General features: G+C 51.8%; 9 protein-coding genes and 1 pseudogene. 8 read left to right on the top strand and 2 right to left on the bottom strand.

From position 1 onward, the window contains the following. The first annotated feature begins 75 nt into the window (after positions 1-75). From J3P35_RS00175 to J3P35_RS00140, 8 genes and pseudogenes are all read left to right on the top strand, one after another. A complete protein-coding gene (locus tag J3P35_RS00175) occupies positions 76-771 on the top strand; it encodes a YiiX family permuted papain-like enzyme (protein ID WP_210461945.1) in 696 nt (231 codons plus the stop codon). A 100-nt stretch (positions 772-871) separates the two neighbouring features. Beyond that, positions 872-1,537, top strand: a complete 666-nt coding sequence (locus tag J3P35_RS00170) for a carotenoid biosynthesis protein (protein WP_210461943.1) — start codon at positions 872-874, stop codon at positions 1,535-1,537. Next, complete coding sequence (locus J3P35_RS00165) at positions 1,527-2,678, top strand: lycopene cyclase family protein (RefSeq protein WP_210461941.1); 1,152 nt, start codon at positions 1,527-1,529, stop codon at positions 2,676-2,678. The genes J3P35_RS00170 and J3P35_RS00165 overlap by 11 nt, the downstream gene beginning before the upstream one ends. A 181-nt stretch (positions 2,679-2,859) precedes the next feature. Then, entirely contained in the window at positions 2,860-3,624 is a 765-nt protein-coding gene (gene tpiA / locus J3P35_RS00160; protein ID WP_210461939.1) for a triose-phosphate isomerase, read from the top strand. A 267-nt stretch (positions 3,625-3,891) separates the two neighbouring features. Further along, positions 3,892-4,731, top strand: a complete 840-nt coding sequence (gene prmA, locus J3P35_RS00155; RefSeq protein ID WP_210461937.1) for a 50S ribosomal protein L11 methyltransferase — start codon at positions 3,892-3,894, stop codon at positions 4,729-4,731. 22 nt (positions 4,732-4,753) lie between these two features. After that, a complete protein-coding gene (locus J3P35_RS00150) occupies positions 4,754-10,018 on the top strand; it encodes a hypothetical protein (protein ID WP_210461935.1) in 5,265 nt (1,754 codons plus the stop codon). Positions 10,019-10,229: 211 nt separating this feature from the next. After that, complete coding sequence (plsY, locus tag J3P35_RS00145; protein WP_210461933.1) at positions 10,230-10,874, top strand: glycerol-3-phosphate 1-O-acyltransferase PlsY; 645 nt, start codon at positions 10,230-10,232, stop codon at positions 10,872-10,874. A 191-nt stretch (positions 10,875-11,065) separates the two neighbouring features. Further along, positions 11,066-12,445: pseudogene (locus tag J3P35_RS00140) on the top strand (dipeptidase); the annotation flags it as partial. 124 nt (positions 12,446-12,569) lie between these two features. Here the strand turns inward: J3P35_RS00140 and J3P35_RS00135 are convergent. Together J3P35_RS00135 and J3P35_RS00130 are read right to left on the bottom strand one after the other, a co-directional pair. Beyond that, entirely contained in the window at positions 12,570-13,220 is a 651-nt protein-coding gene (locus J3P35_RS00135) for a porin family protein (protein WP_210461929.1), read from the bottom strand. A gap of 188 nt (positions 13,221-13,408) precedes the next feature. Next, the gene (locus J3P35_RS00130; protein WP_210461927.1) at positions 13,409-14,065 is read right to left on the bottom strand and encodes a porin family protein; all 657 of its coding nucleotides are present in this window, start codon (positions 14,063-14,065) and stop codon (positions 13,409-13,411) included. Positions 14,066-14,454: the final 389 nt, after the last annotated feature.

Below are 14,454 nucleotides of genomic sequence, written 5' to 3'. Positions count from 1 at the left end.
CCTTTGGGCAACCAAAAGGGATTGCCCCTATAGGTTAGCTGTTAAGAAAAAGAGATAATTCTATTACCTTGTGGTATGAAACTCCGCTCAAAAATTCTGCTGGCTTTATGGGTACTACTTCCCCTAGTGGCAGCTGGCTACTTTCTGGAAAAACGCTATGGGAAACCCAGTCCAGATGAGTACGAGGAGGTAGCGGCGGACCGGGTGAAGGAACTATCTGCTTCCAATGAATTGCAGAACGGAGATCTTATTTTCCATACCTCGCGCTCGGCTCAGAGTCAGGCCATTCAGCTAGCCACCAAATCTAAGTACAGCCACTGCGGCATCGTGTATAAAAACGGGAATGACTATTTTGTCTTTGAGGCCGTGCAACCGGTCTCTACCACGCCTTTGGCTAAATGGATTGCCCGGGGCGAGGGTGGTCACTTTGTGGTGAAACGCCTCAAAAACGCAGATCAAGTACTGAGCAAATCGGCGTTGGCTAAGATGAAGGAAGAAGGACAGAAACTGGCTGGCAAAGACTATGACCTCACCTTTGAGTGGTCTGATGAGAAAATCTATTGCTCAGAGCTCATCTGGAAAGTCTACCAGCGGGCTACGGGTCTGGAGATAGGGAAGCTGGAAAAGCTCAGAGACTTTGACCTGAGCGCCAAACCGGTGCAGGCTAAAATGCGCGAACGCTACGGGCGCCAAATTCCGTACGAGGAGAAAGTTATCTCACCGGCCAGCATGTTCTCTTCAGATCTGTTGGTGACGGTGGTGGAGAAGTAAGCCTCGGGCCAGAACAATTCTTCCTGTCGGCGGTTCACTATATTGCCCCTGCATCGTATAGCTGCCTTTGCTTTATTATCCTTATCAAGCTCAACTAAGAATGAAGGAACTCACCGCTCCGCTTCCTGTCCAAAAACTGCACCTGGCCGTGGGTATTATCTGCCTGTTCCACGTGTGCGGGCTTATTGGGTTCTATACGCCTTTCAGGGAGTGGTTTCTGAGCAACACGCCTTTGAACCTGGTGCTGGCCACCGGACTTTTGCTCTGGAACCATCAGGGGCTTACTGTGAAGATGGTGCTGGGAGCCGTAGGCGTGTTTCTGGTAGGCTTAACTGCCGAGATCATTGGCGTGCGGACGGGACAGGTGTTTGGTGGCTACCATTACGGCGAGGCGTTCGGGCATAAGTTCATGGATGTACCGCTGGTGATTGGCATGAACTGGGCGGCTTTGTGTTTTGCCTCGGTAGCGGTGGTGAACGTATGGCAACGGCCTGTTTGGATCAAAGCTGCCCTGGCGGCGGCTATTCCGGTGAGCATAGATTTTTTGATTGAGCAGGTCTGCGAGAAGTTCGATTTCTGGTATTGGGACCACCACGCGCCTCCGTTGCAGAACTACCTGGCCTGGTACGGTTTCAGTTATTTGTTCGCGCTGGTGCTTATTCCACTGCTTAAAAACTCCCGAAACCCTTTTGCGCCCTACTTCCTGCTGGTGCAGTTCGTGTTTTTCCTGTTGCTCAACGTAGTGGAATTCTTTTATGCCAGATAAGTCCCTCACGTATGATTACATCATTGCGGGAGCTGGAGCGGCGGGCCTGAGCCTGATGTGCCACCTCCTGGGTCACCCGGAACTACAGTCCAAACGGATTCTACTGCTGGACCGCGATGCCAAGCAAAAGAACGACCGCACCTGGTGCTTCTGGCAAACCGGCGAAAGCCCCTTTGAAAGCTGCCTGAAAAGTCAATGGAGCCAGCTTTATTTCCACTCGCCCAAGTTCTCGGCGCTGCTGGACATTAGCCCCTATCGATACAAAATGCTGGACAGCCTGTCTTTTTACCAGCATTGCTTCAGCCTGATGAAGGACTTTCCCAACGTGGAGTTCCGGCAGGATGAGATTGTGTCTCTGAGCCCCGAAGGCGTGATTACCGGTAAAAAGGCGGTATACGAGGCGCAGTACGTCTTCAATAGCGTTCTCTTCCAGATTCCCAAACTAGCGGGCAAGCATTACCTGGTGCAGCATTTCAAGGGCATTTTCATCAAAACTGCCCAACCTACGTTCAAGCCCGAGGAACCCACGCTCATGGATTTTCGGGTGGCGCAGCACCAGGACTGCCGATTCATGTACGTGTTGCCGGTCAATGCCCACGAGGCGCTGGTGGAATACACCGGTTTCTCAGAAGCTGCCTTGCCGCAGGAAGCCTATGACTGCGAGATAAAGCAATATCTGCAAGACTATCTCCGTATCACGGATTATGAAATCATGCATGAGGAGTTCGGGATTATTCCGATGACCGATGCGCCTTTCTCCAAGCGTATAAGCGAGCGGGTGATCAACATCGGCACGGCGGGCGGCGCTACCAAGGCATCTACGGGCTACACCTTCAGCTTTATCCAGCGGCAGTGTGCGGCTATCGCCCGGAATTTGGCGCAGGGTAAGAAACCGCTGGCGGGAGCCGATAAAATCCTTGACAAGTACGCCTTCTATGACAGTGTGTTCCTACGGGTACTGCTGGAGAAGAAGCTAGCGCCCTGGGAGGTTTTCCACAGTATGTTCAGTAAGCTTCCGGCCAGCCTCATCCTCAAATTCCTCAACGAGGAGACCTCGCTGTGGGAAGACCTGCGCATCATGCACGCCATGGACCAGCAGGTTTTCCTGGCCGCCGCCGTCAAACAGGCCTCCGGCAAATAAGCCGCCATCGGCCTGTAGCCGGAACAAAGCCACGCACATACGGCAAAATCCTTAACTTAGCGGCCCAACGGTGCAAGCCCTCAACGGTCTGTGCCGTTTCAGAACTGTTTTCAGAAAAATGAACCTAAAAGGCGGCTGCGCCAGAAGTGGCCGTTTCCATCTATTTCAATCATTAGTGGCTATGAGAAAGAACATTGTTGCCGGCAACTGGAAAATGAACAAAACCTACCAGGATGCCCAGGCGCTGGTAAGTGAGATTGACAACATGGTGAAAGACGAGGTCACCGCAGACAACGTGGAGGTGATCGTAACGCCGCCGTTCCCGTTCCTGCACTCCATCAGCAAGCTTATCCAGGGAAACCAGCGCATGCATTTGGCGGCCCAGGATGTGAGCGCCCACGAGAGCGGCGCCTACACCGGCGAGGTATCGGCGGCTATGCTCAAGTCTGTGGGCGTGGAGTACGTGTTGGTGGGCCACTCAGAGCGCCGGCAGTACCATCATGAGGACGCAGACCTGCTGTTCAAGAAAATGAAAGCCGCTTTGGGACAAGGCATCAAGCCTATTTTCTGCTGCGGCGAGCCGCTGGAAGTACGGGAGGCCGAAAACCATTTTGAGTACGTAGGCCAGCAACTGCGGGACACCGTGGCGCACCTGAGCAACGAGGAGTTTGACCAGATCGTGATCGCCTATGAGCCCATCTGGGCCATCGGGACGGGCCGTACCGCCAGCAGCCAGCAAGCGCAGGAGATGCACGCCTACATCAGGGAAGAGCTTTCCCGTTTGTTTGATGCCGAGGCGGCCTACAACAAAACCATTCTGTATGGCGGTAGCGCCAATCCCGGTAATGCCAAAGAGTTGTTTGCGCAGCCAGACGTAGACGGCGGCCTCATCGGCGGCGCCTCGCTCAAGTCAAGAGACTTCACCGATATCATTAAATCCTTCTAGTCTCTGTTGGGTGGGCAGCCTTACAGGGAGCCCGAATATTTATATAGTATAATCTTTATATTTTGGGCCTGTTTTGCAGAAAACAGGCCCAAAATGCTTTTAAGCCAACTTACTATCGCATCTGGCGTGGCCTGAGGCCGATATTTTATTTTGTGCTTTTCGCTTCCTTTTCTAGAAATAAGTCTAAAACGCAAGATTTTACTCTTATTTTCGTTGAAATATTTACCACCTCTTCTGTCAAATGGCAGAATTTGTATAAACACGCTTATGAGTTTTATTGAAGTAACCATCACCGCATCGCCAGAATACTCAGAAATCCTGATCGCGGAGCTGGGCGAACTTGGCTTTGACACCTTCCAGGACACCGAGGAAGGTTTCCAGGCCTATATTGAAGATGACCGTTTTTCTGAAGAAGACCTGCAGGAAGTTCTGGAGCGCTACAGCTTCGCCGGCGAGTTTCCTTACGAGACCCGCAGCATCGCCAGGCAGAATTGGAACGAGGAGTGGGAAAAGAACTTTGAGCCGCTGCTCATCGCCGATAAAGTATCAGTGCGCGCCGATTTCCATCCCAAGCCCGAGGGAGTTCAATACGACATCGTGATCACGCCTAAAATGTCCTTCGGGACGGGCCACCACGAGACCACCACGCTCATGATTGAAAACCAATTGACCCTTGACCACGTTGGTAAGCGCGTTCTGGACATGGGCTGCGGCACCGGCATCCTGGCCATCATGGCCGAGCAGCTGGGCGCCCGCGAGGTGCTGGGCGTGGACATTGAGGACTGGACTGTGGAGAACGCCCGCGAGAACGCTGAGCGCAACAACTGCCAAACGCTGGAAGTACGCCTGGGCAATGCCTCCGTGCTGCAGGGCGAAGCGCCCTTTGACCTCATCCTGGCCAACATCAATCGCAACGTGCTTTTGGAGGACATGCCCGTCTACAGCCAATTGCTGCAGGAAGGCGATCCCTTGGTGCTGAGCGGCTTCTACACCGAAGACCTTCCCATACTGCAGGAAAGGGCCACGGAGCTTGGCCTTATTTTTGAGTCGTCCAGAAACAAGAACAACTGGGTTTCGGCCATTTTCCGGAAAACAGCCACAAAATAGTCCGTTAATCAGCCTATTGATTATGAAGCATTGTTACCTCTTTCTGATTCTTTTATTGAGTGGCCTAGTCAGCCATGCCCAAAGCTATAAGGTCTCCGCCGAGGATCCTGAGCAGTTTGTGCTGGACATGCGCGCCATGATGGCCGGCACCAAGAACGCCGCCGCCGTGCAGGTGGGCACCGGTTTTGAAGAGGCCTGGGCCAGCGGCCGCCTGAATTCCTCCCAGAAGAAAAAGGTGATGGACCTGGCGCAGGAAATGCTCAAGAAAAAGCTCAAGTCACGGCCGCACTTTGATAATTTCCTGGGTACGGTGGGCTCCAGCGTGAACCTGCACCAGTACACCGGCGCTAACCTGGACCAACTGCTTAAAGTGATGGAGCAGACCCTCCAGAAGCAGGATATCAAGGTATATGAGAAATTCCTGGCCAACACCCAGCAGTTCTTGCTGAGCAAAACACTCTACAAAGGACCTACCAACAGCCTGCAGGCGCAAGGCGGCGCCTTTACGTTTGAGTACCGCGAGGGCACCGCGGCTCCCGCCGCTGATTCTGGCTGGGGAGCACAGGAAACGCCTGCCGCTACTCCTGCTACTGCCGGTAAAACAACCTCCAAGCAAACCCCAGACGCCAAAGCCACGGCGGCGGCCCCCAAGCCCGCTGCCAAGAAGGTAGCCAAACCGGTGGAAGATGATCCCTGGGCTGCTCCCAAAAAAGCATCCAAGCCGGTAGAGGAAGACCCTTGGGCCGCCTGGGACACGCCTAAGAAAGCGAGCAAGCCCGCTCCTAAAACCGCCAAGAAATCAAGCAGCGCTAAGAAGTCAACAGGTACTAAATCTGCAGTGGCTAAAAAAGAACCGGTACCAGAGAAGGCAGAGCCGGTGAAACCAGTGGAGGCAGAATACTTTGCGGCTCCGTTGCCGGTGCTGGCTGGTCCGGTGGTGGTGTTGGAGAAATCTAACATGGTGTTTACCTCCGCATCTGACTCAGTGACCATCAAGGAAGCTACCGGGGCTATTTCATTGGCCAACGGAATCTATGCCGGTAACGGCGGAAAACTGGTCTGGAACCAATTGGGCGGAGATGCTACCGCCGAATTCAAAGGCCTTACTTTTGAGATAGCCAAACCGGCTTTCAAGGCCGAGGATGTAACGCTAACTTATCCGGCGGTATTGGAAAACAGCATCCGGGGGAATCTGGAATATCGGCTTACCAAGGCTAAAGCAAACGGAGATAACGGCTATCCTAAGTTCATCTCGCACACTAATAACGCCAAAATCAAGCGCTTCGGGGAAGATATCAAGTACCTGGGTGGGCTTTCGTTGGCTGGCGGTACACTCATGAGTGCCGCGCTGGATGCCAGCCCTTCCACTATCTGGGTGTCAGACAAAGGAGAGCGCAAATTCAGGGCTACCTCGCGTAACTACACCATCAACGATTCCTTGATCACCGCCCCCGAAGCGGGTATAGCCCTGTTCCAGGGGAAAGACTCCATCACCCACCCGGGCGTGAAGTTCAAGTACAACAAGGCCGGCAAACGGCTGGTGCTCATCAACCCCGAGGGCCTGTACAAACTCACGCCTTATTACCATTCTTACCACCAGGTGGAGCTCACCACTGACATGGCCGCCTGGAACATCACGGAGCCTAACATTGAGTTCTCCATCCTGACGGCGAAAAACCAGGTGCCGGTGCAGGTGAACTCCAAGGAATACTTCACCGAGACGCGTTTTCAGCAGATCAAGACCATCTCCAACTTCCACCCGCTGTACACCACCGTAGGTTACGGGGCGAAGGTGGGCAGCCAGACGTTCTATCTGGCGCAGATGTCTGAAGACACAAAGATCAAGAAGGAGGTGCTGCACCAGGCGCTCACTACCCTGGCCCAGGAAAATTTCCTGGATTATGACGCAACCACGGGATTGGTGCACCTGCGCGAGAAAGCCTACCACTATGTGGACGCCTCCCGTAACAAGAAAGACTACGACTACATCAACCTGAACGCATTGTCTCCGGCGGGCCGCAATGCTACGCTGGACCTGGCCAGCGGTGACCTGATTCTGCGGGGGGTGGAATCCTTCGCCTTTAACAAAGACTCCTCAGTAGTAGTGGAGCCAGACAGCCAGATCGTACGCATCAAGAAGAACCGTAACATGCTCTTCAACGGTAAAGTCAAATCTACTGACTTTAGCTTCAGAGGCAAGGAATTCCTTTTTGACTATGACGGCTTCTTTATTGACCTGGCCAAAATAGACTCTACGGTACTCACCACCAGAACCAAGGCCAAGGACGGTAAAGAAAAGGAAACGCCTTTCACCTTGGTAAACCGCGGCGGAAAAGGCCAGGCCAAACTGTACCTTAACCGCCCAGACAATAAATCTGGCAGTAAGAAATCACAGGGTTACCCGGCGCTGGATGCTATCTCCGGGGCTACGGTATACTTCAACAAACCCGAGATCCTGGGTGGGGTGTATGACACAACTGTGTACTTCAACATTCCGCCGTTCAAGATAGACAGCATGGCCAGTACCAAGCACAACGTCATCGGGTTCAAGGGAACGTTCAACTCGGGGGGCATTTTCCCGCCTTTTGAGACCAAACTGGCCATTCAGCCAGACGGGGCGCTGGGCTTCCAGTATCCGGTGCCTAAGGCAGGTTTCGCGGTGTACGGCGGCAAAGGGCGCTTCACCGATACGCTTACCATGGATACCAAAGGTTTGCGTGGGAAAGGTGTTTTGAGCTACCAGACCGCTACCATGTACTCACCGGGCTTTGTGTTCTTCGTGGACTCCGCTATTACCGAGGTAGGAAAGAAAGGAAGCTTCAAAGAAGGCACTGTGGCGCAGGGTTCTTACCCTAGCGGAACCTTCAAAGCCTTCAAGATGAACTGGAAACCTTATAAAGATACTCTGCAGATCCATACCGTGAACCGCGAGCTCATGAGCATCTTCAACGACCGGTTTACTTACAAAGGCATGCTGGGCTTTACGCCGTCTTCCTTGTTTGGGAATGGCGTGGTGGAGAACAAAGAAGTGGCCATGAAGTCACCGCATTTCGTGTTCAAGAAAGGCCTCATCCACGGAAACCAGGCCGGTATGGAAGTGGCTTCCTCTGATAAGAAAACGCCCGCGCTCACAACCTATGATGTAGTTCTGGATTTCCACATGGATGAAGGCTACGCAGAGTACAAAGCCGAAAGAATAGGTAGCGCTACGACTGAGTTTCCGTTTGCCAAGTACAAATCTTCTCTGTCTGCCGGTAAGTGGGATTTCAAAACCAGGAAACTCACCCTCACCAGCGGCAATACAGACGGGGGCGAGTCTTACTTCTACTCTATGAAAACAGGTGACGACTCGCTGGCCTTCAAAGCCAAAGGAGCCACCTATGATTTCAGCAACTATACGCTGGTGGCTACCGGGGTGCCGTACATTCCTGTTGGAGACAGCTACATTGTCCCAGACAGCAACCGGGTGCAGTTTATGAAGGATGCCGACCTGAGAACCTTCCAGAGAGCCAGTCTGGCCATGGACTCTGTGCAGAAACACCACCAGATGGTGAAAGGGGAACTGCACGTGGATAACCGGTTTGGTATCACGGGTAACGCTATCTATACCTTCGCCAATGCCGGCGGAGACGCCTACAAGATCAAGTTTGATAAGTTTGCCTGGCAGAGACCAGAAGGCGGGAAGAAAGACGAGCCCAAAGCCCCGGCCTTCTTCCTGGCCGAAGGAACGGTGCCGGAGAAAGACACTCTGTTTATCATCCCTAAAGTGCGCTACTACGGTAACGTGGCCATTGCCTCCAACAAGAAGACCCTGAACTTTGACGGACATGCCAAGATGCTCTTCGGGGGCAAGGAGAGCGCCGACTGGTTCCCGTACAAGCGCGACGGCGTGGACCCGGAGGATGTGCGCATAGAAATCAAGGACCCGGCCCTGGCAGATGGAACGCCGCTCAAAACCGGGGTCCACATCAACGCCACCTCAGGTAAGATCTACAACACGTTTGTCTCCAAGAAGCAGTTTGACGATGACATAGACGTGTTTGACGTGCAGGGAGTACTTTCTTTCAACAAGGAAGAAAAGATGTACAAGATAGGAGATGAAGGCCGGGCCTACGGAAACTCCTACACCGGTAACATGCTCCAGTACAATGATGTTACCAAAGAGGCCAAGTACGACGGACAGTTCAACCTTATCAGACGCGTGAAAGGTTTCAAAATGACGACCGTGGGCAGCGGTACCGGGCGCACTGATAGCAGCCAGTATGAGTTAGACACCTTTATGGCCTTTGACTTTGACGCACCGGAACAGGCCATAGAAAGCATGGGCGCCAAAGTGGCGAAAGAGGTAGCCGGACTTCCGGAAGGGATAGATTTAAACAACCCTACGCTTCCGTTTAAACTGGCGGCCTTCATTGGCGACAAAGGCGTGCCCGCTTTCACGGCTGCAACGGCCAAAGGATACGTGCCTTTCTCAAAGATCTCTGAGAAGCTCATCCATACGCTGGTACTGAACCAGGTGAACCTTAAATGGTCGCCAAAGAAAAATGCCTGGTACAGCGTAGGCCCAATCAGTATAGCGGGTATTGACAAAACGGATGTAAACGCCAAGATCACCGGCTACATTGAGATAAAAGCAGGTGCCACCGGCGATGCCGTTGCGATGTACCTGGAGGTGAATCCTTATCTGTGGTATTACTTCAACTTCTTTGAAGGAGGCCTGGGAATGACTTCTTCAGATCCGCAGTTCAACGGAGCGGTGGCTTCCAAGTCAAAAGGAAGAACCGTGGCCGGGGGGGATTACACCTTCTACCCGCTGGAGGACATAGACAGAATGGAGTTTGTGAATTACTTCCGGAAGACGTACCTGGGCAAAGAGCCTCTGAAAGCGGCGCCGCAACCGGTGTACAATACCTTTGACACCGCCACTGAGGAAGACTCTGGCAAGAAGAGCAAGAAGAAAAAGAAAGGCGAAGAAATGGTGGACACTGGCGCCACCCCGCCGGGCTTTGATACCCCAGTTACCCAGCCAGAGGAACCTAAATCCAAGAAGAAAAAGAAAGAAGAGGCCACTGATGCCGTTCCCGCTGGCTTTGAAACCCCGGTAGCTCCGGTAGAAGAAGCCAAAGGCAAAGACAAGAAGAAAAAGAAGGAGGCAGAAGTTGATGTTCCTTCAGGCTTTGAAACCCCGGTAACCAACGGCCAGGAAGAGACTTCTGACAAAAAGAAAAAAGACAAGAAGAAGAAAGCAGGGGAGACCCCGCCCGACATTCCGCCTACCGGCAACTAACTGAGAGGCAGCTTACCTTCATTACCTTTTTGAACATCCCGTTTTCCGGCTGATTTTACATAAACAGCCCGGAAACGGGATGTTTCGTGTCCGGCGGCCGGGGTGTTGGGCCATGCTGCGGGTTTGCCTATATTTGAAGGATAAAAGGCAGCTAAAACGCAAGAACAGTTGCCAGATAGGAGAAAACGCACGCATCTAACACCAGAATAGCATGGAGATAGTCATTATTGGCGGAATCATTTTGTTGGCTTATCTGATTGGTTCTATCCCTACGGCGGTGTGGGTGGGCAAAAAGTTTTATGGCATTGACGTGCGGCAGCACGGCAGCGGCAACGCCGGCGCTACCAATACCTTCAGAGTGCTGGGCAAAAAGCCCGGGTCTATTGTCATGGCCGTGGATATCTTCAAAGGCTGGGCCGCCACGTCGCTGGCCAACCTGCTGGTGAACTGGGAGGCGATTGAACCGCAGCAACTGATCATGTTCAAACTCATTCTGGGCGTGGTAGCCGTGGTTGGTCATATTTTTCCGGTGTACGTGGGCTTTAAAGGAGGCAAAGGCGTGGCCACGGTGATGGGCATGGTGCTGGCCGTGCATCTGCCGGTGGCCCTGATCTGCCTAGGTATTTTTGTGGTGGTGCTGCTTTTAACCAAATACGTGTCGCTCAGTTCCATGCTGGCGGCCATTTCTTTCCCTTTGCTCCTGATGCTGCCTATGTTCCGGCCAGATAACCTGCTGCTGCCTATCTTCGGGATCTTCATTGCCGTGATGGTGGTCCTGACCCATAAGAAGAACATCAACCGGTTGTTGCAGGGCGTGGAAAGCAAAGCCAACATCAATCCTTTCGGCAAAAAGTAACCTGCTCCGAACCTAGCCAGTTGCCGCTTCTCCGTTTTCAGGCCATTTTCAGAAAACCGGGCTGAAACCGGAAATACTATTTTGCATAGCGCATCTGCGAATCCGGCAGGAGCCTATTAAAAGCGAATTCATGATTAAGGCGGCTTTCCTCCCATAGAAGGACGCTTTTTGTTTTTAACTTCACCCATCATCAATCCCATACTATGAAAGCCTATATTGAAGAGAACAAAGACCGGTTTCTGCAAGAGTTGCTGGAGTTGTTACGTATTCCATCGGTGAGCGCAGACTTGTCTTTTAAAGGAGACGTGATGCGGGCGGCTGAATTCCTGAGAGAGAAGTTAGAGGCTGCCGGGGCAGACAACGCGCAGCTGTTCCAGACGGCGGGTAACCCCATTGTCTACGCCGATAAAATCATTGACCCGGCTTTGCCAACGGTATTGGTGTACGGACACTATGACGTGCAACCCGCAGATCCTTATGAACTGTGGAACTCGCCGCCGTTTGAGCCCGTGATCAAAGACGAGAAAATCTACGCCCGCGGTGCCTGCGATGACAAAGGCCAGACCTACATGCACGTGAAAGCTTTTGAGACCATGATGCAGCAGCAGACACTGCCCTGCAACGTGAAGTTCATGATTGAGGGCGAAGAAGAAGTAGGCTCCGTGAACCTGGCCACCTTCGTGAAAGAAAATAAAGAAAGGCTGAGCGCCGATATCATTGTCATCTCAGACACCGGTATGCTGGCCAACGATGTGCCATCGGTAACCACCGGTTTGCGCGGCCTCAGCTACCACGAGGTAGAAGTGACCGGACCTAACCGTGACCTGCACTCCGGTTTATACGGCGGGGCGGTGGCCAACCCCATCAACATTCTGTGTAAGATGATTGCCTCCTTGCACGATGAGAACAACCACATCACCATTCCCGGGTTCTATGACAACGTGGAGGAACTGAGCCAGGAAGAACGCGCCGAGATGGCCCGTGCCCCTTTCAGCCTGGATGCCTACAAAGAAGCCCTTGACCTGTCTGATGTACACGGAGAGGCTGGCTATAGCACCATGGAGCGCAACTCTATCAGGCCTACCCTGGATGTGAACGGCATCTGGGGTGGCTACACCGGAGAGGGCGCCAAAACGGTGATTCCGTCCAAGGCGTTTGCCAAAATCTCTATGCGCCTGGTGCCGCACCAGACCTCAGAGGAAATCAGCGAGTTGTTCCAGAAACATTTTGAGTCTATTGCCCCACCCAGCGTGAAAGTGGTGGTGAAGCCGCACCACGGAGGTGAGCCGGTAGTCACGCCTACCACCTCGGCGGGTTACCAGGCAGCGGCCAAGGCCATGGAAGACACCTTCGGGAAGAAGCCGGTGCCGGTACGCAGCGGCGGCTCTATTCCAATTGTGGCTATGTTCAAGTCTGTGCTGGAGACCGATACCGTACTCATGGGCTTCGGGCTGGATTCAGATGCCATCCACTCGCCTAATGAGCATTTTGGGGTGTTCAACTTCATGAAAGGCATTGAAACCATTCCGCTGTTCTACCAGCATTTTGCCCAATTGCACGGCAAGAACTAAAAACTTAAACGCCGCCGTTCTCAAGCCGATTTGCTGAAAATGGCCTCTAAACAGAAAAGCCCTGCCCTCTTGATGAGGGCAGGGCTTTTTACTTCTGCAAAGTCTTATGTTTTCTTCCTTTATATTATCTGCTCAGCGGGAAGCCTAAAGATAACTGGATTGAAGAGTGACGGGCGTTTTTGAACTCGCCGCGGGCTGGAGAATCATCGGTCAGTTCTGTGAAAGCGCCGTTGTAACGCAGACCCAAGCTGATGCCGTTTCCGGCCGCGAATCCAAGACCGGCAGCGTAGCCTACCTCAAAGTCTGAGTAGCCAGATTTGCTTTTCTCGCTCACGTTGCGGTCTACCAACTCGCCGTTGCGGTACTCTTTGGTTTTGTCGTTCACGCTCACCAGGTAAGAAACCTGCGGACCGGCCTCAAAGAAGAAGCTGCTGGCTTTTACGCGGGCCAAAACCGGAACGTCAATGTAGTTGAAGTTGGCAGTTCCTTCGTAGCGGTACTCAGTGCCCAGCAGGTTGGTCTCTACTTTGTCATCATACTTATACCCTTTGTTGGAGTACAGCACCTCTGGCTGGATAGAGAAGAAATCACCTACAACGGGTGCGTTGAAATAAACCCCGGCGTTGAAACCTATTTTGTTGTTGAATCTTTCCTCGTTCTGAAGATCGCCGGAGAGGTTAGAATAGTTAAGACCTCCTTTGATCCCGAAGGTTGCCTGTGCCTGTGCTGCATATGAGGCTACAACCGCTACAAATAAGAAGACGAATTTTTTCATGATTTTAAAAAGTTGATTTTAGTTCCCTTGTTTGAAGATATTTTATCAAACACTGTGCCTAAATTCAGGTAATGGCCATGTCAAACTGGGATTTAGGGTTTGCGAAAGCTAAGTGCCTGAATGATAAGGGTAAAAAATAGGAGGAACTGCCAGCGGCCGTTCCTCCTATTTCAAGAATTTACTTTTGATTATCTGCCACCAAACACATACCCAAGGGTAAGTTGGAAGGCAGAGTTGCGGGCATTGGCCAACTCATCGTTGTCATTATCTTTGGCGAGGGCGTTGATGCCGCCGGTATACCGCAGACCTAAGCTAAGGCCATTTTGGGCCTGGTATCCTAAACCAGCGGCGTAGCCAATCTCTAATTCAGCTAATTGGTCTTTCTCTACCTTTCTGGAAGTATCAGTGTCTCTTCCGTTGACGATTGTTTCTGTATTGTCTTTGATCCCTAACAGGTAAGAGGCTTGAGGTCCTCCTTCAAAGAACAAACCACCGGCGTTGATTCTTAATAGAACCGGTAAGTCCAGGTAGTTATAGTTCATGTCACCTTTGCTCTTGTATTCATTGTTGCCAATGGTGTACTTTTCATCACGGTACTGGTAGCCGCGCTGCGAGAAAAGAAGTTCTGGCTGGATAGACAGGAAGCCATCGCCGCTCAGGTCAAAGTTAGAGGTGATACCACCCACAAAGCCTAGTTTGTTCTGGTAGATATCTTCGTTGGCCAACTCTTTTCCTGAAATGTTAGAGTAGTTTACTCCAGCTTTGATTCCGAATTTTGGGCCAGTTTGCGCTTGTGCAATACCAAATGAAAGCACGGCTGCTACAAATAATACAATCTTTTTCATAGAGGTAATAGAATTAGGTTATGGGTTGTTTGTCTGACATACCCTTTTAAAACTCACCCCATTATACGGTATCGTAGCAAAATGTTGTTTTTTTACAGATTAAGTTTCTGAACAGGAAGGAAAACTTCATTTTAAACAACTTAGAAAAAGATAAAAATGCAGTTTAGAAGCTTTGTTTTTCAACGTATTAGCCCTTTTTGACCCAGGTTCTAAGCAATACACGTCTATGCCGGAAATAAAAAATAAGTATTTCTTCTTAAGGGCTGTTTTCAGGAAAATGGCCATTAAGCTCATGGCAAGAAAATGGATTGTAAGTTTCTGATTCAGGGAGTAAGTAGGTAGAATAGGTGCGGGGACTGCATGGGTAAAATTAAAGGGCCTCATCTGAG

The sequence above is a fragment of the Rufibacter roseolus genome, assembly GCF_017916365.1.
Taxonomy (GTDB): Bacteria; Bacteroidota; Bacteroidia; order Cytophagales; family Hymenobacteraceae; genus Nibribacter; species Nibribacter roseolus.
Note: the sequence above shows the minus strand (reverse complement) of the source record. Positions and strands in the feature narration are given on the sequence as shown.

Bases quoted from the DNA above. Each gene is read 5' to 3' on its own strand.
- J3P35_RS00150 (WP_210461935.1), top strand. From the start codon at position 4,754: ATGAAGCATTGTTACCTCTTTCTGATTCTTTTATTGAGTGGCCTAGTC.
- J3P35_RS00170 (WP_210461943.1), top strand. From the start codon at position 872: ATGAAGGAACTCACCGCTCCGCTTCCTGTCCAAAAACTGCACCTGGCC.
- J3P35_RS00135 (WP_210461929.1), bottom strand. From the start codon at position 13,220: ATGAAAAAATTCGTCTTCTTATTTGTAGCGGTTGTAGCCTCATATGCA.
- tpiA (WP_210461939.1), top strand. From the start codon at position 2,860: ATGAGAAAGAACATTGTTGCCGGCAACTGGAAAATGAACAAAACCTAC.
- J3P35_RS00130 (WP_210461927.1), bottom strand. From the start codon at position 14,065: ATGAAAAAGATTGTATTATTTGTAGCAGCCGTGCTTTCATTTGGTATT.
- J3P35_RS00165 (WP_210461941.1), top strand. From the start codon at position 1,527: ATGCCAGATAAGTCCCTCACGTATGATTACATCATTGCGGGAGCTGGA.
- J3P35_RS00175 (WP_210461945.1), top strand. From the start codon at position 76: ATGAAACTCCGCTCAAAAATTCTGCTGGCTTTATGGGTACTACTTCCC.
- prmA (WP_210461937.1), top strand. From the start codon at position 3,892: ATGAGTTTTATTGAAGTAACCATCACCGCATCGCCAGAATACTCAGAA.
- plsY (WP_210461933.1), top strand. From the start codon at position 10,230: ATGGAGATAGTCATTATTGGCGGAATCATTTTGTTGGCTTATCTGATT.